The following is a 21,257-nucleotide window of genomic DNA, read 5'->3' on the forward strand; positions in this document are numbered from 1 at the left end:
GATGCACCTTATAGATTCAAGGAGGAAACATGTTAGATATTAAATTACTGCGCACCAATCCAGAGCTTGTGAAGGAAAACATCCGTAAAAAGTTCCAGGATGAAAAGCTGGTTCTGGTTGATGAAGTTGTCGAAATGGACAGAAAGTATCGTGACTCCAAAACCGAGGGAGATACTCTCAGAGCACAGCGTAACACCATCAGCAAGCAAATCGGCGGCTTTATGTCCAAGGGGCAGAAGGATGAAGCTGAAAAGGCAAAGGCACAGGTTGTGGAAATTAACAAGCAGCTGGAAGAGTTAGAAGCTCTGGAGGCAAAGCTTGAAGGAGATATTCGTGAAAGAATGCTGGTAATCCCAAACATCATTGATCCCTCTGTTCCCATCGGACGTGACGACAGTGAAAATGTTGAGGTTGAACGCTTTGGCGAACCCGTGGTACCGGAATATGAGGTTCCCTACCACATTGATATTATGGAAAAATTCAATGGTGTGGATCTTGACAGTGCCCGTAAGACCAGTGGTAATGGCTTTTATTATCTGAGTGGCGACATCGCGAGACTGCACTCAGGTATCTTGTCCTATGCCCGTGACTTTATGATTGACCGGGGCTTTACCTACTACATTCCGCCGTTTATGATCCGCAGCGATGTGGTCACTGGTGTTATGAGCTTCTCTGAAATGGAAAACATGATGTATAAAATCGAGGGCGAGGATCTCTACCTGATCGGTACCAGCGAGCACTCCATGATCGGTAAATTCATTGGCACCATTTTAGACGAAAACCAGCTGCCACAGACCCTTACAAGCTACTCACCATGTTTCAGAAAAGAAGTAGGCTCACATGGGATTGAGGAACGCGGTGTTTACCGTATCCATCAGTTTGAAAAACAGGAAATGGTCGTGGTGTGCGAGCCGGAAGACAGCATGATGTGGTTTGAGAGACTGTATACCAACACGGTTGATTTCTTCCGTTCACTGGATATTCCTGTGCGCACACTGGAATGCTGCTCAGGAGATCTGGCAGACCTGAAAGTCAAGAGTATTGATGTTGAGGCGTGGTCACCGCGTCAGCAGAAATATTTTGAAGTGGGCAGCTGCTCCAATCTGGGCGACGCGCAGGCACGGCGTCTGGGCATCCGCGTCCGCAGCAAGGAAAAAGGAAAATACTTTGCCCATACGCTGAACAATACTGTGGTTGCGCCTCCGCGTATGCTCATCGCCTTCCTTGAAAATAATATTAACGAGGACGGTACCATTAATATTCCAGAACCGCTGCGTATGTACATGGGCGGCAAGGAAAAAATTCAATAGAATCAGAGGGGAGGTGTATTGGAAAATACATCTCCTTTTATGATTTTTTTACGGGAAGATTGGGTAGATACAATGGTATCAATCTACGAAAGAGGAACCTGAAATGAAGCTAGCAAAAGAATACCAGGGGCACTATATGGATGTAATCTACAGTGATGAACGGATACAGGGCATTATCAACGAGACAGGCGAGGTGGTGGACGGCCTGACGGTTGGCGAGGTCATTGAAAAGTTTAAAAGCCAGGTGAAAGCCAAAGAACAGAGCTTTGCAGAATTTTAACGAAATTTTTAGACTGTTTGGCTTGAATCTTAACGCAGAGGTGGTGTAGAATGAGCTTGTTTCCAAGAACATCGCCTCTTTTTTAGTGAACAAGAGCGCTTAGCATTTTCCCCAAAAGAACATCCCGGCTGCACCCCGGGATGTTTTTTACATAAAAAAAGTCCGGCGGCGCCGGACTCGGTCAATTATTCAGAAATGGCTGAGGCTGTCTCTTCAACAGCTTCTTCTGCCTTATCTCTCAGGCTTTCGCCATCAGATGCTTTTTCAGCACTTTTGTTTTTCAAAAGACTAAAGATTAAAACAGCTGCGCCAATGGCGGCAGCTGCGCGTAATAAACGTGCCATGGGTGATTCCTCCTTTATTTATGCTGTGTTCAGCTTTCTTTTCTTCCCAAACCAAGAATAAGGGATACGATGACAACGAGGATGATTGCTCCAATGATGGACGGAAAAACCGCCATACCAGCAATCTGCGGTCCCCAGTTACCTAAAAGTAATTCACCGAGATATGAGCCGATGATCCCGGCAACGATGTTGCCGACCCAGCCGGCCGGTAGTCTTCTGCTTGTTATAGCTCCGGCAATGGCACCGATGATGCCGCCGATAATTAAAACCCAAATCAGGTGGAACATAATTGTCACTCCTTTATAGTAATTTTATACATATATATACCTCTGCGCAGAATTTCTAAACATTTTATCGTTTTTTTATTTAAGCGTTAAAAAGGAACAGGAAAAATTTAAAATCTGCTTGCAATAATGTATTTTCGTGTTAAAATAGTATGTAACTAATTTGCAGACGATAGTCTTTGTATTGAGGACAATTCAAATTGACAAACTTAGGAGAAAATATGAATACTTTTATGAATAGCCTGGCCAGTACGGCCTGGACCATTGTTCCGATCATCTTAATTTTGTTTTTGATGGCCGGAATTATGTTTGTTTTTTACTTTAAAGCAAAAATGGAAGAAATGATGGCCTATGTGAAGAGCATCGCCATCTCGTTAGAAAAACTGTCTAACCGGCAAAATGATAACCAATATTTAAAATAAACAGAAAAAGAGCGTATGTGGAGGAGAAAGAATGAATTTTGAACACGTAAAAAGAGAAGACCCGGAGATCTATGAGTTTATGGAAAAGGAGCTCAAAAGGCAGCAAAGCCATATCGAGCTCATCGCTTCCGAAAACTTTGTTTCAGAGGCTGTGATGGAGGCCATGGGCAGTCATCTGACCAATAAATATGCCGAGGGCGTACCAGGAGCCCGTTATTATGGCGGGTGTGCATTTGTGGATGAGATAGAACGGATCGCGAGAGAACGCGCCAAAGCACTGTTTGGCGCTGACCACGCCAATGTCCAGCCCCATTCCGGGGCACAGGCCAATACAGCAGTGTACTTTGCCGTGCTAGAACCCGGAGATCTGGTACTGGGGATGCGTTTGGACCAGGGGGGACATCTGACCCACGGCAGCAAGGTAAACCTTTCAGGAAAATACTTTAATTTTATATCTTATGGCGTCAGCCCGGACTCTGAGACCATTGACTATGAAGAATTGGAACGGCTGATCGTCCAAAAGAAGCCGAAACTGGTGGTTGTAGGGGCCAGCTCTTATCCGAGAGCCATTGATTTTGAACGGATCTCAGAGGTCTGCAAGGCCAACGATGCGCTGATGATGGTCGATATGGCCCATATTGCGGGCCTGGTGGCAGCGGGACTGCACCAGAACCCGGTACCCTATGCGGATTTTGTCACCACCACGACCCATAAAACCTTGCGTGGTCCAAGGGGCGGCCTTATTCTGTGTAAGGAGGAATTTGCGGAAAAAATCGACAAAGCTGTGTTCCCGGGGATTCAAGGGGGGCCGCTGATGCATATTATTGCCGGAAAGGCAGTGGCTTTTAAGGAAGCTGCCAGTCCGGAGTTCACAGAATATCAGAAGCAGATCATCAAGAATGCCAAGGCACTGTGCAACGCGCTTACCGATAAGGGCTTCCGCATTGTGTCCGGCGGGACAGATAACCACCTCATGCTGGTGGACGTCAGCGCTGTTGGCCTGACTGGTAAAGAGGCTGATGATATCCTGGGCAGTGTTAATATTACCGCCAATAAAAACGCCATCCCCTATGATAAGCAGAAGCCGACTGTGACAAGCGGTGTGCGTGTGGGGACACCGGCTGTCACTACCCGCGGTATGAATGAAGAAGATATGTCGGTTATCGCAGACGCCTTTGAGGCAGCACTGATCAAAAAAGACCTGGAGCTGGCAAAAGAAAAGGTGGCCTACCTGACCAAGAAATATCCTTTATACGAATAAAAGAGAATTTATGAAGATGCTGTCCATCAGCATCTTTTTTTGTTATAATGGTCTGAGTATGACTAAGGAGTGATTCCCGGGATGAAGGAAATAATACAGAAGATCGATGAGGTCTATAAACGTTACGATTATGTTGAGAACAAGGGCGAGATGCTGCTCTTTCTCATTAAAATATTGATGCTGAAATTTTTAGTGGATAATGGCCGCGTCGTTTTAGACAGGAAAAATGCCCAGAAACTGAGGATGGACTTTACCGTTGGCGGCATCCTGCGGGTATGGAGCCGCGGCGTCTCAAACGCCCATCACTGGACTGATGAGGGAAAACTGACCCTGAGCGGGCTGATCTGGGAGGATGTGAAGCGTTTTATCGAGGATACGGACAGCTTTGAAAATAAAAATGCCAGCGTCATCGGAGAGCTGTATGAGGAGTGTCTGCACCGCAGCCATAAAAAGAGCCAGGGAATTTTTTACACACCAGATGTTCTGGCAGAGTATATGGTTTCATTGTGTGTGAGCGTTGTGAGAAAAGAAAAAATTCTGGACCCGGCCTGTGGCAGCGGGTCGCTGCTCAGCGCAGCCTATGACTATATCCTGAAGAACACTAAGGATTTGGAAAAGGAGACTGTACACAAGCGGCTGCTCCAGAAATCATTGTGCGGTGTGGATAAAGATCCTTTGGCAGTGCTGGTGACCCGGATCACGCTGGCTTTAAAAGGGGAAAAATATTGCTATCCGGCCGGTATCATGGTAGGTGACTGCTTGGATAAGGCATCGGCAGATTTTAAAGACAGCGCCTTTGATGTGGTGATCGGCAACCCGCCATATGTTGGGCATAAGGAAATCGACTCGGAATATATGAAACACCTGAAGGCCTTTTACAGCGATGTTTATCAAAACAAAGGGGATTTGTCCTATTGCTTTTTTGAACGTGGATATGAACTTCTGAAGGACAAAGGAAGGCTTTTATTCCTGACCTCCCGGTATTTTATGGAAGCCTACAACGCGCAGGCCCTTCGGAAGTTTATCCGTGAGCATTTTACCATTAAACGTCTCATTGATTTTAATGGCCTGCGTGTTATAGGCGGCATCGGCATTGACCCGGCGTTGAGCCTTTTGGTAAAGGGCAGGGCGCCCACGCGGCATGCGGCGCGGGTTTCCCGGTTCTTTGTCCAGAAAGGTAAGCTGCGGGAAACGCCGGTTTATATCGAGGATTTGGAGAGCAGCCAGCCGAAGCTTCACGAAGACTTTGAGACGAGCCAGAGCCAGATGGATGATGGACTGTGGCGGCTGTATGGTCCCAGGACAAAAACGGTCGTGGAAAAAATTGAGAACCGCGCCCCCTTTACCCTGGAGAATCTGGTGGACAGCTTTCAGGGGATCATCACAGGCAATGACAAAGCTTTTATCTTTGACGATGATGAGCTGGCTGCGTATAACTTTAACCCGCGGTTTCTGCATCCATGGATAAAAAACCGGAATGTACACGCCTTTGAGATTACACCGCCGGTCAAACAGATTTTGTATACCAATGAGATTGAGGCCATTGAGAAACACCCCTATGAGGAAGTTTACCTGAAGCAATTCAGGGGAAAGCTGACCAGCCGGCGGGAGTGTAAAAACGGGCGCCTGCCCTGGTACGCCATCCAATGGGGCAGAAATCCTGAGTGCTTTATGAAAAAAAAGATCATCTTCCCATATAAGGCAAAGGACAACCGTTTTGCTATTGACGAGAATCGCTATTTCTTCAGTGCGGACATTTATGGTCTCACACTGAAGAACCGGCTGTACAGTCAGGTTAATGAGGAGTTTTTAGTGCTGCTGCTAAACAGCCGCCTTTACAACTTTTATTTTAAGTCCTTTGCTAAAAAGCTTGGCGTTGATTTATATGAGTATTATCCCAATACTGTGCTAAAGTTGAAAATTCCCGACGTGAGCATGGAAATTTCGGACAAATTTAAGGGTTTTTATGATAAAATTATAAACTTGACTGAGACTACCCAGAAAAAAGATCGGGAGGCCTTACTTTTGGAGGTTGACCGCTGGCTTTATGGGTATTTTGACATAAATGAAGAAGAAATCAACTGGATAGAAAAACAGTAAAAACGAATGATAGAAACGGGGTGAGGCAACGTGCAGGCATCTTTTTTTGACATGAACTATGAAAACCAGATCGAGGACAACGCACCGCTGTCGGTGAGGATGCGCCCGACCACGCTGGATGAGTTTGTCGGACAGACCCATATTATCGGAAAAGGCAAGCTGCTTTACCGCCTTATTGAGGCGGACAAGCTTTCGTCGGTGGTTTTTTACGGTCCTCCGGGAACCGGCAAGACCACATTGGCTAAGATTATAGCTCACCGGACACAGGCTGCTTTTTACGAGCTGAACGCTGTAACCTCCGGTAAAAAAGAAATTACAGAAATTTTAGACAAGGCGAAGGATAATTTGGGTATCTATAACCGTAAGTCGATTCTTTTTATCGACGAAATCCACCGCTTTAACAAGGCGCAGCAGGATGCACTGCTGCCGAGCGTGGAAGGCGGACTGGTGGTACTGATCGGCGCGACAACAGAGAACCCTTATTTTGAAATCAATTCCCCGCTTTTGTCACGATCGACAATCTTTGAATTCAAGACTCTGACAGACGATGAGATCAAGGGACTACTGAGACGGGCCGTTACCGACAAGAAAAAGGGCTACGGCAGCATGAAGGTCAAGGTGGACGAAGAAGCCCTGGATCACCTGACAGCCGTTTCTAACGGTGACGTGCGGCGCGCGCTCAACGCGCTGGAGCTTGGGATACTGACCAAGGAGAAGGACGATCAGGGCTATATCCATATCGACCTTGAAACAGCACAGGAGTGTATCCAGAAAAAGGCTGTACAGTATGATAAAAAGGGTGACAATCACTATGACACCATCTCGGCTTTTATCAAAAGCATCCGGGGCTCAGACCCTGACGCGGCCCTTTACTGGCTGGCCAAGATGCTGGAAGCCGGAGAAGACCCTAAATTTATTGCAAGACGGATTGTGATTTCCGCATCTGAGGACATTGGAAACGCAGAGCCCATGGCGCTGGTGGTGGCCACAGCTGCTGCCCGGGCCGTCGAGATGATCGGGCTGCCTGAGGCGCGCATCAACCTGGCCCAGGCGGTAACCTTTCTGGCCTCTGCCCCAAAGAGCAACGCCTCTTACGCAGGTCTGGACGCTGCTTCCTCCGCTGTGAGGTATCAGTCCAATTCCGAAGTGCCGGGACATTTGAGAGATTCTCATTACCCAGGCAGCGAAAAGCTGGGCAGAGGGCTGAACTACGTTTATCCCCACAGTCATCCGTGCAACTACTACCCCCAACAGTATCTGCCGGACGATCTGGCCGGAACACGGTTTTATGAGCCGACAGAGAACGGCTATGAGCAAAAGATCAAAGATCGGCTGGAGCATCTGAAAAACTGGGAAGTAAAGACAAAATAAAAATGGTATAGATAAAAATACGCGATGAACCGCATCAAAATACAAAATAAGGAGAAACAGATTGAAAGTACACGACAACCTACATGGATTCACCCTTTTGAGGGAGGAAAATATTGAAGAAGTAAACGGCATTGCCCGGGTTTTTGAGCATGATAAAACCGGGGCCCGCCTCATCTATATATCCAACGATGACGATAACAAGGTGTTCCACATTGGGTTCAGAACACCCTCGGACAACAGTACCGGTGTGGCCCACATTATGGAGCACTCCGTTTTATGCGGCTCCAGAAAATACCCGGTCAAGGAGCCTTTTGTAGAACTGGCCAAGGGTTCCATGAACACTTTTTTAAACGCCATGACCTATCCGGACAAGACAGTCTATCCCATTGCCAGTACCAACGACAAGGATTTTATGAATTTGATGGACGTCTATCTGGACGCGGTGTTCTATCCAGACATTTACAATACGCCGCACATCTTTCATCAGGAGGGGTGGCACTACCATCTTGAAAACAAGGAGGATCCCATTACCTATAACGGCGTGGTCTACAATGAGATGAAAGGCGTTTACTCAAGCCCTGAGGAAGTGCTACAGCGTAAAATCTTCCAGACCCTTTATCCAGATTCAATTTATGGCGAGGAATCCGGCGGCTACCCGGAAAACATTCCGGACCTTACCTTTGAGGATTTTGCCGCGTTCCATAAAAAACTGTACCATCCGTCCAATTCTTATATTTACCTTTACGGTGACGGCGATATGGACGCTCATTTAAAATATCTGGACGAGGCCTATCTGAGCCAGTTTGACCGTGCAGATATTGACAGTGAGATTCCGACACAGGTACCCTTTGAGGAGATGGCTGTCGCCTCAGACAGCTACCCGATTCCGTCGGATGAGGATCAGAAAAACAAGGACTATCTTTCTCTGAGCTATGTGCTGGAAAACGAGCCGACCTTTGAGGATATATTGGCCTTTGACGTGCTGGGCCACATCCTGCTTGGTGCAAACTCTGCGCCGCTCAAAAAGGCTCTGTTAGACCTTAACATTTGTAAAGAGGTGGATTACGCTTATTCCAGCTCCATGAAGCAGCCTTATTTCTCCATTGTGCTCAAGCATACGGATGAAAAATATAAAGAGCTGTTTATCGAGACAGTGGAAAAGACTCTGGAAGATCTGGTGAAAAACGGTCTTGATAAGCGCAGCGTGGAAGCTGGTATCAACATCAACGAATTTATGCTTATTGAGGGTGAATATGGCTCCTACCCCAAGGGATTGATGTACGGACTGGAAATGTTTGATACCTGGCTTTATGGCGGCGACCCGCTGTCACATCTGAAGTATCGCGACGCGATTTCTAAGCTCCGTATGAGCAGTGAAAACCGGGGCTTTGAGGCTTTGATCGCGCGTTACCTGCTGGGCAACCCGCACCAGGCATTTGTGAGCATTCACCCGGACAGCAGCCTGGCTGAAAAAAAAGAAAAGGCCCTCAGCGATAAGCTGGAAGCCTATAAGAGATCCCTGTCACCAGAAGAACTGGATGACCTGGTGGCGGATACACAGGCGCTTTTAGAACGACAGAACACCGAGGACAGCCCTGAAGCTCTCGAGAGCATTCCGAAGCTGAGTCTTGACGAAATCAATAAAAAAGCCCGCAAAGTCGTTCTTTATGAAGAAGAATTTAAGGGACATAAGTTGCTATATCATCCGGGGTATACCGGAGGTATCGCTTATGTCAAGTTCTACTTTGACACGCACACCGTCCCCCAGGAGGATCTGAAATATTTGTCTCTGGTCAATAAAATCATCGGCCGGGTCAGCACTGAGGATTATGACTATGAACGGCTGAACCAGGAAATTGAGATCAGCACTGGCGGCATCTCCTCCAGTGTTGAAACTTATGATAATATCAAGGAGAGCGGATGCTACGAGAGCAAATTTGCCATCAAGGGCAAAGCGGTAGGTGCCAACGTCAAGCGTCTGCTGGAGCTCATCGAATCCACGATTTTACGGAGCCGCTTTGACGAGCGCCACCTGATCGAGGACATTGTGAGTGAAATCCGTATGAACAAGGAAAACCAGTTCCTGATGGGTGGACACACAGTGAGTGTCCAGCGTCTCCAGTCCTATTATTCCCAGTCTGCCAGAATGTTTGAAGAGCTTGGCGGTGTTGAGTTTTACCAGTTCTTGGCAGATATCGACGATCACTTTGACGAACGATGGGAAGATCTTTCCGATAAACTGAAGGAAGTTGCGAATACGATCTTTAATAAAAAAGGCCTGATCATCAGCATCACTGGTGACAAGGAGCTGAAGGAGCCAGTACTTGAAGCAGTGGGCAGATTTTTAGAAAACCTGCCGGACCGTGATCTGGAAACCTATGGCTACCATTTTGACCTGGCGGTCAAGGATGAGGGCTTTATGACAGCCGCCAAGATTCAGTATGTTTCCAAAGGCTTTAATATCCGAGAGCTTGGTTACAGCTACAATGGCAGTATGCTGGTGCTTAAATCCATCCTAGCTATGGATTACCTCTGGAACCGCATCCGTGTCCAGGGTGGGGCTTACGGCGCGCATTTCGGCATCAATCGAGCCGGAGAGCTTTATTTTGCCTCTTTCCGTGATCCTAACCTGTCCAAAACACTGGATGCCTATAACGAGGCCTTTGAGTACGTCGAAAATCTGGAGGTCTCCAGGCGGGAAATGGAAAAATATATTATCGGGACCATCAGCAGTAAGGATGTGCCTTTATCGACAGCCCTGAAAGCAGACGCGGCAGATACTATGTATTTTAACAAGACCACCCAGGAGGATCTTCAGAAGGAACGAGATGAAATCCTTGGGACGACGAATGAAAGCCTGCGCAGCACCGCAGCCATGATTCGTGAGGCCATGGACAAAAATGTGCTCTGTGTCATCGGGAGCGAGGAAGCAGTGCGCGCAGCTGAGGAAGAGTTTAAAGAAATAAAATATATTAAATAGTGTGGCGGGGATCAATGAAGAGGAAAATTATTTCAGTTTTAGGGGCTTTGCTGTTGGTATTTGGGGGCTTTGGCAGCAGTGCGTGGGCGGCGATGCCTTCCTTTGGCCCCGACGAGGGAGTTGTTGTCTTTGAGGTGAACAGCGGCGATGTTCTGGTGGAGCAAAACGCAGACGAACGCTACTATCCGGCCAGCACGACAAAGCTTATGACCGCTTTAACAGCTCTAGACTATGTGGGCTCAAGCCTGAATGATAAGGTAACCGTGGGCGATGAGGTCAAGCTCATCGGCTACGAGAGCAGCGTGGCCCATCTGGAGGTTGGAGAAATTTACACCTGGGAACAGCTGCTGTACGCACTGCTGCTGCCGTCGGGCAACGACGCAGCCAACGTGATCGCAGCCAACATCGGGCGTAAGATCAGTGGAAATGAAAAGATGGACTATAATCAGGCCATGTCGGTTTTTGTGGATCAAATGAATGCCAAGGCACAGCAGATGGGCCTTAAGAATACACATTTTAAAAATGCCCACGGCCTCCATGACCCCGACCATTACACCACACCGGCGGATATGGCGGTGATCGGGAAGACAGCCTTCACCAATGAGACCATCTCAAAAGTAGAGGGCACCAAGGTTTATGAAATGACTACCAACCGCGGCGAACCACAGAAATGGAAAAATACCGATATGCTTCTCTACAAGGATGCCGCCGACTACGGTGGAACCATTGAGGAGGGAAGAACCGATAATCCTTACTATAACGCTAAGGCAAAGGGCGGTAAAACTGGCAACACCGATGAAGCTGGCCGCTGCTTTGTCTATAACGCCGAGGATGGCGACGCAAAGATTGTCGGAGTGATTATGAAGGGCGACGAAAAGGGCATTTTTGCCGAGGCCAGCAATACTATCAACGCTGCCTTTGACGATAACCGTCTGTTGGACTGGACTGATGATTCTGGACATTATAAGGATTTTACGGTAATTAATGCCCATTACAAGGACGGCAAAAATCTGTCGGTCAAGACAAAGGAAGCCTACAGCTCCATGATTCCAAAGGGACAGGAAGATAAATATACTGCCAAGGTCTCCTGGGACACCAGCCTTCTGGCGGATACCGATAAGGGGCTGAAGGTAGTGGGTGACATTGAGCCCGACGTCCAGGTCGGGACACTGACCATCTACGAGGGAACCGATTCGGTAAAATCGACACCGCTGTACGCCCAGAACCAGATTCGTCCCAGAAATTTCTGGGATTATCTGAGAATTGCAGCCTTTATCGGCATTCCGCTGTTGGTGATCCTGTTTGTCTTTTTCCGCTTTTATGTTTACCGCAAACGGAAAATTATGCGGGCAAAACAGGCTCGGGCCCGAAGAATGGCGAAACGGAAGCTCTATGAATCTCAGAGCTATACCGGATCAGGGATACCTTCGCGTAAAACCACCGCGGGTGAGCCCCCGCGCAAGCCCCAGCAGAAACGCCCTTCTGGCAGCGCGCCAAGGAGAAAGTCCTCTGGCTCAGCTTCGCCGGGAAGACCTGTGGAGCGGAACGCCACCGCACGGCCGGTACAAAAGAAAAAACGCCCAACCTCTGGGCAGTCGGGCAGCCGCCCGCAGCAAGGCCCGCGAACAGGCGCAAAAAAGCGATAAAAACTGAATAAATACACACAAAGCCCCGGACAAGCGCTGTCCGGGGCTTTGTGTGTGCGAAAGATTTGTGATTTATGGATTCTGTTTATGATTACCTGTTTTGTTTTGCGGTTAAAAAGGTTATAATAGACCAATGGTTCATACGATAAAATAAAGGAGGAAGGAATAATGTACAAAATACCTGAGCTGCTGGCGCCAGCCGGCACCTTGGAGAGCATTCGCGCGGCCATAAACGGCGGGGCAGATGCGGTCTATTTTGGGGGCAAGGCTTTTAATGCCAGACGCAATGCGGGCAATATGGACGAAACGGAAATGACAGAAGCTGTAGCGCTGTGCAGGCAGTATGGCGTGAAGGTCTATGTGACGCTGAACATTCTCATCAAGGATGAAGAGTTTGAGGATATAGTACATTATCTGAACTTTCTGGCAGGCCTGGGTATTGATGGCCTTATTGTTCAGGATCCGGGGCTGATCTTTCTGCTGCAAAAATATTTTCCTGATTTCAGGCTTCAAACCAGTACACAGGGATCTGTGTACGGCCTTGAGGGCACCCTGTTTTTTGAAAAGCTGGGCTTTATGCGGGTAGTGCTTCCAAGGGAAATGCCCATTTCGGAAGCAGCCATGATCGCCGAGCAAACCCGGGTAGAGGTCAAACTTTTCTGTCACGGCGCTCTCTGCTATGCCTATTCAGGCCAGTGCCTGATGAGTAGCACGATTGGCGGCAGAAGTGGCAACCGGGGGCTTTGTGCCCAGCCCTGCCGTAAAAAATATCAGCTGAGAGATGCGGATAACCGTCTGATTAAGGAAGGCTATCTGCTCAGTATGAAGGACTTGAACACTAAAGACAGGCTTAATGAAGTGGCACAGGCAGGCATTGACTCGCTGAAGATTGAGGGGCGGATGAAAAGTCCAGAGTATGTGTACGCTGTGACCCGGGCCTACCGTGAAGCTCTGAACGCTGTGGACGAAAAAGGAAAGGCACCGTCCATCACGGAAAAAGAGCTGGCCCAGGTGTTCAACCGTTCTTTTACAGAGGGTCGCCTTTTTAGTGATCCGCAGGTTATTGGCGATGTGGTGGGGCGCAACCGGGGGATTTTGGCAGGCCATGTCATTGGCTGTGAGGGTGGCAGGCTTTTGATCGAGGCTCTGCCGGACACAGCCTTTTCGGTGGGCGACGGTCTGTCTTTTGGGGAGGACTCTGAGAAGGGAATGCGGATCGACGCGCTTTTCGATTTAAAAGGACACCCGTTATCCTCAGAAAAACCGGGTATAAAGATTAAGGTGCCAAGCAGGTTTGAGGTGCCTGCCGGCACACCAGTCTACCGTAACCACGACGCCCGACTGACCAGAAGGCTGAAACGTGAGAGCCGGGCGGCGAAGCATGTCCGGCAGCAGACTGTGCGCTTCAGACTGAGACTGGCTCTTGGTAAACAGACAGAGGTTACTGCGGAGGCGGGAGGACAAGTGGTGACCAGAATCTCAAACATCATGCCTACAGCAGCCCAGAAGCTGCCGCTGACTTGTGAGATGCTGTCCAGACAGTTTGAACGGCTGGGAGGTACGGGTTACCAGTTTGATGGTCTGGACGCAGACATCGAGCCGGGAATCTTCCTGACAAAGGGCGAGCTGAATGCGCTGCGCCGGGAGATCGTGGATGCTCTGGACGCTGAACAGAAAGAAGAAAAGGCTGCGCCGGTGGTCTTTTCACTCAGCCGTGAGATCCCAGTCAGGCAGGCGGTGAAAAAACCCCTCCTGTCGTTGGAACCAGCTGACAGGGCAGCGTTTGAGGCGCTCTGCGGTCTGGTTGTGGATGAGCTGGTGCTTCCGGTACAGGATCTCAGCAGGCCACAGGACTGTGAGGCACCCATTGCCCACGCCCACGTATGCGGTAAGCGTGTGCTGCTGGCCTTTCCGAGGATTATGGACACTGTAGCGTCCGCGCGGCTAAAGGCTCGTCTCGAAGACTTCTGCGGACTGGATCATGATGGCGTCCTTTTAAAAAATTATGAGGTGCTGAGCCTGTTTCAGGACAGGCCGGTTTACAGAGAAGCCGACCAGCCTTTTAATCTGCTTAACGTTCTGGCAATGAAGCAGCTAAAGGAATGGCAGGCGGACGGCGGTGTGCTGTCGCCGGAACTGAGTGCCACGGAGGTGGCTGCCCTGGCAAAGCGCTCAGCCATCAGCTGTGTGCTGCCCGTGTATGGCCGGCAGGAGATCATGGTGAGCGCCAACTGTGTGTACAACTGTGCGGACAAGCAATGTAGAGGCTGCCAGAGATACCGTGGCTGGGCAGCCCTGACTGACGAGCGGGGTGCCTCCTTCCCGCTGTACAAGGATGTTGATAATATCATTCATATTTACAACGGCGATATCCTTCTCTTAAAAGAGGAGCTGAAGCGTCAGAAGCATATTGATAAATGGCGGATATATGCCACAGACGAAGGGACAGAGGAGCTGGAGACTGTGGTAGGCTACTACCGGGATGCGCTCGACAAGGGTGTTTTCGGCTCTATGCCCGGCCGTGCCGGAGTCCGCTATACAAAAGGAAATTTCAAACGAGGAGTTGAATAGCAATCAAATGGACAAAAGAAGTCTGAAGGTACTGGAGTACCCTAAAATATTGGAAATACTCAAGGGACACTGTGTCAGCGAGGGAGCAAAAGAGCGGGCATCCTCCCTGGTTCCCTACGAGACTGTCTACGAGGTAGAAAGAGCACTTGGTGTCACCAGTGAAGCGCTTAATATGATGCTGCGCAACGGGCGTCCGCCGCTTTCCGAAATCAAAAATACCAGCGACTATGTACACCGGGCATCCATCGGAGCCATGCTCTCCATGAAGGAGCTGCTGGCCGTTGCGTCTTTGCTGCGCATTGTCAAGGACATGGAAAATTATTATTACAATGATACTCAGTTTGAAACCCTGGACCAGCTGAAAAATTTGTTTACCCTGCTGGCCCCCTGTGAGGAGCTGGAAAAGGAGATCAGCCATAAAATTCTATCCGAGGGCGAGATGGCAGACAACGCGTCACGAGAGCTTTCACGCATCCGGCGCGAGATCAACTTTAAAAACACACGCATTTCCGACAAACTGAACGGCATTATTTCTGCGTCGCAGAATGAAAAATATCTGCAGGAACGCATCATTACCATCCGCAACAACCGGTATGTGGTGCCCGTCAAGCAGGAGTACCGAGGCCAGATTCCCGGCATTGTGCTGGACCGGTCGGCCAGCGGCGCCACCCTTTACATTGAGCCACTGGCTGTGGTCGAGCTCAACAACGACCTTAAGGTGCTGGCTGCTGAAGAGGAAAAGGAAATCATCCGCATCCTCAAGGATCTGTCCGAAAAGGTCGCGAACTACAAAGAGGAGGTCATTGAGGACTATAACCTGTTGGTTGAACTGGACTTTCAGTTTGCGAAGGGCAAATATGGCCTGGCTGTCGGCGGTGTGCTTACCCATGTGAGTGAGGAGGGCAAAATCCATTTTATTAAAGGACGCCATCCCCTCATTGACCCTAAGGTGGTGGTGGCTTCGGATATTTACATGGACGAGGACATCAACACCATGATCATCACCGGACCTAATACGGGTGGTAAAACCGTTACTTTGAAAACCATCGGTCTACTGAACCTCATGGTGCAGTCCGGGCTGTTTGTCCCGGTCAGGGAGGGCAGTGCTACCCGTGTGTATAAGAATATCTACGCCGACATCGGGGACGAACAGAGCATTGAGCAGAGTCTCAGCACCTTCTCCTCCCACATGACGAACATTGTGGACATTATGAAGAATGCAGATGCCGACGCTCTGGTGCTCTTTGATGAGCTGGGTGCAGGCACCGACCCCACTGAGGGAGCGGCGCTGGCAATCTCCATTTTGAATACTCTGCACGAGCGGGGTGTGACCAGTGTGTCCACTACACATTACAGTGAACTTAAGGAATACGCTCTGGTCACACGAGGTGTTGTCAACGCGTCGGTCGAGTTTGATGTGGCTACATTGCGTCCAACCTTTAAGCTGCTCATCGGTGTGCCTGGAAAATCCAATGCCTTCGAGATTGCGAGGCGGCTGGGCCTGAGTGAGGATATCATTGAAGCTTCCAAAAAGCTCATTGAAAATGAAGCCATCCGCTTTGAGGAGACCCTGATTAAAATCGAGGAAAAGCGCAAAAAGACCGAGGCCGAGCACGAGGAGATCCTGCGCCTGAGACGCCAGATCGAGAATATGAAGGCTGAAATGGCAGATGAACGGGAAAAGGCCAGGGCTGAAAGTGCCGAGATGATCGAGCGCGCCCAGGAAGAGGCCAGCGCCATTGTGCGGGACACCCGTCAAGAGACAGAAGAAATCTATAAGGAGATCCGATATATTCAGGAAACCACTGCCAAGAGCGTCAAGGATAATAAAAAGCTGGAGGCCCTGAGAAGAAAGATCAAAGATCAGGAAAAAAATATCTTTGATATGTATAAAATCGCCCGGCCCGATGAGGACGAGGAGCTGGGTATCGACGATATTAAAATGGGCATGAAGGTGCATGTTAAGAGCCTCCACAAGGAGGGTGAGGTGGTTAAGATTATGCCAAAGGACAGCAGCGTCATGGTCCAGACTGACAATATGAAGCTGAAAGTAGGGCTGGCAGATCTGAGCAAATCTAAGGCTATTGCCAAGCCAAAGGAAAAGAAGTTCAGCTATAAAAGCGCAGACCGCCACACCATGAACACTAAGCTTGACCTTCGGGGTAAAAACGGGGAGGAATCCCTGTATCTGGTAGACAAGATGATCAGTGATGCGGTGGTTTCAGGAACTCATCAGCTCATGATTGTCCACGGCAAGGGCACTGGCAAACTACGCCAGATCATACACGCCTACCTCAAGGATAACAGCCTGATTAAAGATTTCCGGCTTGGAGCGCAAAATGAGGGCGGTTCTGGCGTTACGGTTGTGGAGCTGTAGTTCGTAGGATGTATTTTTTTAAATACATCAATATTTCGAATGCTTTATGACTGAAAACATGTTAGAATAAAAAACGATGACTATGGAATGAAGTCTGTTTTTTCGGAAAAAGCCTTTATCTTTATAAAGAAAAGTTAACAATGGTTGACAAATTTCAGGAGATTCAGTATAATTAAATCATCAATTATTATCTAGGAGTGGTTCTAAAGATGAATGCAGATTTACAGAAATACAGAGAACGGATTAAGAGTGTGGGTTTGAAAGCAACACCACAGAGAATAAGCGTATTAAAAGTTCTTTCAGAAACGGATGAACATCCCAGCGCTGAGATGCTCATGGATAAACTGAAAAATGAAGGTAGCATCATGTCTGTTGGAACCATCTATAACATTCTTGAAACGTTCGAGGAAAAAGGATTGATCTTGAAGCTGCACGATCATAACGAAGTTATGCGTTTTGATGCGCGCACGGGTTTTCACGTTCACATCTTTAACAAGAAGACCAATCAGATTGAAGATTATTTCGACAATGACCTGGAAGTGCTTCTGAAGGACTACCTGAAGGATAAGCTTCCCAAGGACGTTACACTTGATCATTTGGATATTGCTTTGTATTCACAGTCTGCCTAAGGCAGATACTGTAAAGCCGCCGCGGCAATGCGGCGGTTTTTTATTGGTTTTCTTTATGTTATAATAATAGTGGTATCATTATTTGGCAATTAATAAAGGAGTGAAATTTTGCTAGAGGAAATATTGAGTCTATATACAGAACGCGGGACCTTTTTCCTGCAGCTGACCCTTCAGCACCTGCGTATTTCGGGCACAGCGATTGCCATCGCAGCAGTGATCGGTCTGGTGCTCGGGGTGGTTGTGAGTGAGCATCCCAAGGCGTCGCCTGTGGTTCTGGGCACCACTAACGTGATCTACACCATCCCTTCCATTGCACTTCTGGGTTTTTTGATTCCCTTTACCGGCATTGGAAACACCACGGCCATTATCGCCCTGACCGTGTACGCCCTGCTGCCCATGGTGCGCAATACCGTGACTGGTATCACCGGTATCAGCCCGGCAGTGATCGAGGCGGCCCGGGGCATGGGCAGCACGGATTTTCAGATTCTTTATAAAATCAAGCTGCCCCTGGCCCTGCCAGTCATACTGACCGGGTTCAGGAACATGGTGGTTATGACCATCGCCCTGACCGGCATCGCTTCCTTCATTGGCGCCGGAGGGCTGGGAGTTGCTATTTACCGGGGAATTACCACTAGCAACATGGCCATGACCGTGGCTGGAAGTATTCTTATCGCGCTTTTGGCCCTGATCTTAGATTTTGGGATTGGGCTGATTGTTAAAATAATCAATAGAAAAAGGAGACTGATTGCATGAAAAAGAAAACAAAAATGATCGGAGCTCTGGCCCTGGCGCTGATGCTCGGCGTGGCCATGATCACCGGATGCAGCGCAGGCGGGCAAAAGAAAAGCGGCACGATTAAGATCGCCACCAAACCCATGACCGAGCAGTTGATCCTGGGAGAGATGCTGTCTATCCTGATTCAGGAAAATACCGATCTGAATGTGGAGATCACCAAGGGGGTAGGTGGCGGTACCAGCAATATCCACCCTGCGCTTATCAAGGGAGATTTTGATTTATATCCTGAGTACACCGGCACAGCCTGGAACAACATCCTGAAAAAAACCGAGTACCCAGATGACGAGACTTTGTGGAACACTCTGACCGATGAGTACGATACGCAGTTCGGTCTAAAATGGGTGGGAATGTACGGATTTAACAATACCTATACCTTGGCGCTGCGCAAGGAGATCGCAGATAAATACAATATCAAAACCTTCTCAGACTTGGCGAAATATACCCCTGAGATCACCTTTGGCGCTAACCCGGACTTTTATGAACGTGAGGATGGTTATCAGGCACTTTGCGATGCCTATGGCTTCAGCTTCAAGGATCATATGGACATGGACATCGGCCTCAAATACAACGCCCTGAACTCCGGTGAGGTAGACGTTATCAACGCCTATACCACCGATGGACAGCTGTCTGTCGCGGACGCGGTCTCTCTGACCGATGACAAGGGCTTTTTTAAAAATTACTATTGCGGTACCGTTGTTCGTGAGGATACGCTGGAAAACTATCCAGAGCTGGAGGGAGTGCTTAAGAAAATGGATGGTAGCATCACCAATGAAGAAATGGCAAAAATGAACTATGATCTGGAAGTCAACAACAGGGATGAGCACGATGTCGCTATGGAATTCCTTAAGAGTAAGGGCCTGATCAATGAGTGAGTCCATTATCCGGTTTGTGGACGTCACCAAGGCATATGATGACGAAGCCATTCTGGAGCGGTTCAGTCTGGATATCGGCAGAGGAGAGTTTTTGACCATTATCGGCAGCTCCGGCTGTGGTAAGACCACCCTGCTCAAGATGATCAACGGGCTGCTGATTCCTGACAAAGGTACAGTCTTTGTGCAGGGACGGGACATCTCAAAAACCGATCTTATAGCCCTGCGCCGGAATATTGGCTATGCTATTCAAGGAGTAGGACTGTTTCCGCACATGACGGTGAGGAAAAACATTGCCTATGTTCCCAGCCTTTTAAACAAGCAGAACAGGCAGAAAACGGAGGCGGCTGTGTCGCGCCTGGTGAAAATTGTGGGGCTTGATGAAAGCTTGCTGGAGCGTTACCCCAGCGAGCTGTCCGGTGGACAGCAACAGCGGGTTGGTATTGCCCGGTCACTGGCCGCGGCGCCGGATATCCTGCTCATGGACGAGCCCTTCGGGGCGGTCGATGAGATTACTAGGCGGATGCTTCAGGATGAAATCATGCGAATCCACCGTGAGCTGGGCGTGACGATCGTGTTCATTACCCACGATATTCGGGAGGCGTTAAAGCTGGGCAGCCGCGTGGCTGTCATAGACCATGGCGGCCTGGTACAGATTGACACGCCTGAGAACATTCGCAAACATCCGGCTACCGACTTTGTAAAAGAACTGGTGAGTGACCATTAAGCTGTGCTTTTCTTTTTTGATATTTTAGTGTATCATTAGGGTAATAATCTTATATCAACCATTTGGAGGAAATTATGAGTGAAAAAAATCCTGTAGTCGGCATTGAACTGGCAAACGGAAAGACCATTAAGGTAGAGCTGTATCCGGATATTGCGCCGATCAGCGTCGAAAACTTTTTAAATTTGGTAAAGGACGGCTTTTATGACGGCCTGATTTTCCACCGTGTGATCCCTGGCTTTATGATTCAGGGTGGCTGCCCAAGCGGCACTGGCACCGGCGGCCCGGGACACACCATCAAGGGTGAGTTCGCAGCCAACGGCGTCGAGAATAACCTGAAGCACAAAAGAGGCGTGCTGTCCATGGCACGCTCAGCGAGTCCAGATTCTGCCGGCTCTCAGTTCTTTATCATGGTCGAGGACGCACCGCATCTCGACGGCCAGTACGCAGCCTTTGGGGCTGTGACAGAAGGCATGGAAGCAGCCGACGAAATCGTCAATGCTGACCGTGACTATATGGATAAACCTTATGAAGACCAGGTAATGAAACGGGTTTATGTAATCGAAGAGTAAACACCGTGTTCAAATAAACGAAAAGGAAGTGATCTTATGACCAAGTACTGCCCAAATTGTTATGTCGGTATTGACCCGGAGGATAAGGTATGTTCCAATTGCGGAGCAGAGCTGAAACCGGACGAAACAAAAATGGCTGAATCCTTCCCGGCAGAAGACCCGGGTGATGCGGCAGACGTATTTGCTGCTAAAATTGAGAACACCAGCTGCGATACGACGGAGGATGAAAATCCAGCCAAAAGCGGTGAGGCAGAAGACCCTGGCGATGCAGCTGATGTGGTAGTTGCATCCATGATTGACGATAACAGCTGCGGTGAGGACGCTGAACCTGAAACAGCTGAGCTGACACCGGCAGCATCAGAGTATAAAAACGCTTTTGAAAATGAGCCGGAGCGGCCAGAGCTTTTGCAGCCTGCATCGGCCGGCCCGGTACCGAAAATAATGGGTCTTGGCGAGTGGCTGCTTACCTTGTTTCTCGTCTGTATTCCAATTGTCAACCTTATTATGCTGATTTATTGGAGCGCAGCCAACGACATCGACCCAAATAAAAAGAATTACGCGAGGGCACAGCTAATCATTATGGCCATTGGCGTGGTCATTTCCTTTATGTTTTTTGGCTCCATTGTCGCCATGATTCTGGCCTTTGGAAATTATTATTACTATTATTAAAAATAAAGCCCCGCTTTCTTTGTGAGAGCGGGGCTTTTGAAGAGGTGAGAGGG

The 21,257-nt window shown here is 48.8% G+C and carries 18 protein-coding genes; 16 read left to right on the forward strand and 2 right to left on the reverse strand.

Going from position 1 to position 21,257, the window contains the following annotated elements:
- Nucleotides 1–29: 29 nt before the first annotated feature.
- Complete coding sequence (gene serS / locus FYJ53_RS05560) at nt 30–1,310, forward strand: serine--tRNA ligase (protein WP_154557098.1); 1,281 nt, start codon at nt 30–32, stop codon at nt 1,308–1,310.
- A gap of 103 nt (nt 1,311–1,413) precedes the next feature.
- Nucleotides 1,414–1,590 (forward strand): hypothetical protein, encoded by a 177-nt coding sequence (locus FYJ53_RS21105; protein WP_167617851.1) that lies wholly within the window; start codon nt 1,414–1,416, stop codon nt 1,588–1,590.
- A 185-nt stretch (nt 1,591–1,775) separates the two neighbouring features.
- On the opposite strand, the gene FYJ53_RS05565 is transcribed toward FYJ53_RS21105, so the two are convergent.
- Nucleotides 1,776–1,934 (reverse strand): hypothetical protein, encoded by a 159-nt coding sequence (locus FYJ53_RS05565; protein ID WP_154557099.1) that lies wholly within the window; start codon nt 1,932–1,934, stop codon nt 1,776–1,778.
- A 29-nt stretch (nt 1,935–1,963) separates the two neighbouring features.
- Nucleotides 1,964–2,221, reverse strand: coding sequence for a GlsB/YeaQ/YmgE family stress response membrane protein (locus tag FYJ53_RS05570; protein WP_013381565.1), 258 nt, complete (start codon nt 2,219–2,221; stop codon nt 1,964–1,966).
- A gap of 218 nt (nt 2,222–2,439) precedes the next feature.
- Here FYJ53_RS05570 and FYJ53_RS05575 point away from each other — a divergent pair, with 218 nt between their 5' ends.
- The 14 genes from FYJ53_RS05575 to FYJ53_RS05640 all read left to right on the forward strand — a co-directional run bounded on the left by FYJ53_RS05575 (nt 2,440) and on the right by FYJ53_RS05640 (nt 21,204).
- Nucleotides 2,440–2,640 (forward strand): hypothetical protein, encoded by a 201-nt coding sequence (locus FYJ53_RS05575; RefSeq protein ID WP_038352611.1) that lies wholly within the window; start codon nt 2,440–2,442, stop codon nt 2,638–2,640.
- A 31-nt stretch (nt 2,641–2,671) separates the two neighbouring features.
- Nucleotides 2,672–3,901: a serine hydroxymethyltransferase gene (gene glyA / locus FYJ53_RS05580; RefSeq protein ID WP_154557100.1), complete on the forward strand. Its 1,230-nt coding sequence runs from the start codon at nt 2,672–2,674 to the stop codon at nt 3,899–3,901.
- An 81-nt stretch (nt 3,902–3,982) separates the two neighbouring features.
- Complete coding sequence (locus tag FYJ53_RS05585; RefSeq protein WP_154557101.1) at nt 3,983–6,001, forward strand: Eco57I restriction-modification methylase domain-containing protein; 2,019 nt, start codon at nt 3,983–3,985, stop codon at nt 5,999–6,001.
- Nucleotides 6,002–6,031: 30 nt separating this feature from the next.
- Entirely contained in the window at nt 6,032–7,372 is a 1,341-nt protein-coding gene (locus FYJ53_RS05590; protein ID WP_371720443.1) for a replication-associated recombination protein A, read from the forward strand.
- Nucleotides 7,373–7,433: 61 nt separating this feature from the next.
- Nucleotides 7,434–10,352: an insulinase family protein gene (locus tag FYJ53_RS05595; RefSeq protein ID WP_154557102.1), complete on the forward strand. Its 2,919-nt coding sequence runs from the start codon at nt 7,434–7,436 to the stop codon at nt 10,350–10,352.
- A gap of 14 nt (nt 10,353–10,366) precedes the next feature.
- Nucleotides 10,367–11,998 carry a D-alanyl-D-alanine carboxypeptidase family protein gene (locus FYJ53_RS05600; protein WP_154557103.1) on the forward strand — a complete coding sequence of 544 codons (1,632 nt, stop codon included), beginning with the start codon at nt 10,367–10,369 and terminating at the stop codon, nt 11,996–11,998.
- Nucleotides 11,999–12,166: 168 nt separating this feature from the next.
- The gene (locus FYJ53_RS05605; RefSeq protein ID WP_154557104.1) at nt 12,167–14,569 is read left to right on the forward strand and encodes a U32 family peptidase; all 2,403 of its coding nucleotides are present in this window, start codon (nt 12,167–12,169) and stop codon (nt 14,567–14,569) included.
- 7 nt (nt 14,570–14,576) lie between these two features.
- A complete protein-coding gene (locus tag FYJ53_RS05610) occupies nt 14,577–16,946 on the forward strand; it encodes an endonuclease MutS2 (RefSeq protein WP_154557105.1) in 2,370 nt (789 codons plus the stop codon).
- A gap of 209 nt (nt 16,947–17,155) precedes the next feature.
- Complete coding sequence (locus tag FYJ53_RS05615; protein WP_013381556.1) at nt 17,156–17,575, forward strand: Fur family transcriptional regulator; 420 nt, start codon at nt 17,156–17,158, stop codon at nt 17,573–17,575.
- A gap of 123 nt (nt 17,576–17,698) precedes the next feature.
- Entirely contained in the window at nt 17,699–18,328 is a 630-nt protein-coding gene (locus tag FYJ53_RS05620; RefSeq protein WP_317416941.1) for an ABC transporter permease, read from the forward strand.
- A complete protein-coding gene (locus FYJ53_RS05625; protein WP_154557106.1) occupies nt 18,325–19,242 on the forward strand; it encodes a glycine betaine ABC transporter substrate-binding protein in 918 nt (305 codons plus the stop codon). The genes FYJ53_RS05620 and FYJ53_RS05625 overlap by 4 nt, the downstream gene beginning before the upstream one ends.
- On the forward strand, nt 19,235–19,966 hold the full coding sequence (locus FYJ53_RS05630; RefSeq protein WP_154557107.1) for an ABC transporter ATP-binding protein: 732 nt from the start codon (nt 19,235–19,237) through the stop codon (nt 19,964–19,966). The genes FYJ53_RS05625 and FYJ53_RS05630 overlap by 8 nt, the downstream gene beginning before the upstream one ends.
- Before the next feature lie 74 nt (nt 19,967–20,040).
- Nucleotides 20,041–20,535 carry a peptidylprolyl isomerase gene (locus tag FYJ53_RS05635; RefSeq protein WP_013381554.1) on the forward strand — a complete coding sequence of 165 codons (495 nt, stop codon included), beginning with the start codon at nt 20,041–20,043 and terminating at the stop codon, nt 20,533–20,535.
- 36 nt (nt 20,536–20,571) lie between these two features.
- Nucleotides 20,572–21,204: a zinc ribbon domain-containing protein gene (locus tag FYJ53_RS05640; RefSeq protein ID WP_154557108.1), complete on the forward strand. Its 633-nt coding sequence runs from the start codon at nt 20,572–20,574 to the stop codon at nt 21,202–21,204.
- The last annotated feature ends 53 nt before the right edge of the window (nt 21,205–21,257 follow it).

Origin of the sequence: Eubacterium sp. BL-380-WT-2B (genome assembly GCF_009696115.1) — a bacterium.
In the GTDB taxonomy this organism is placed as follows: Bacteria; Bacillota; Clostridia; order Eubacteriales; family Eubacteriaceae; genus Eubacterium; species Eubacterium callanderi.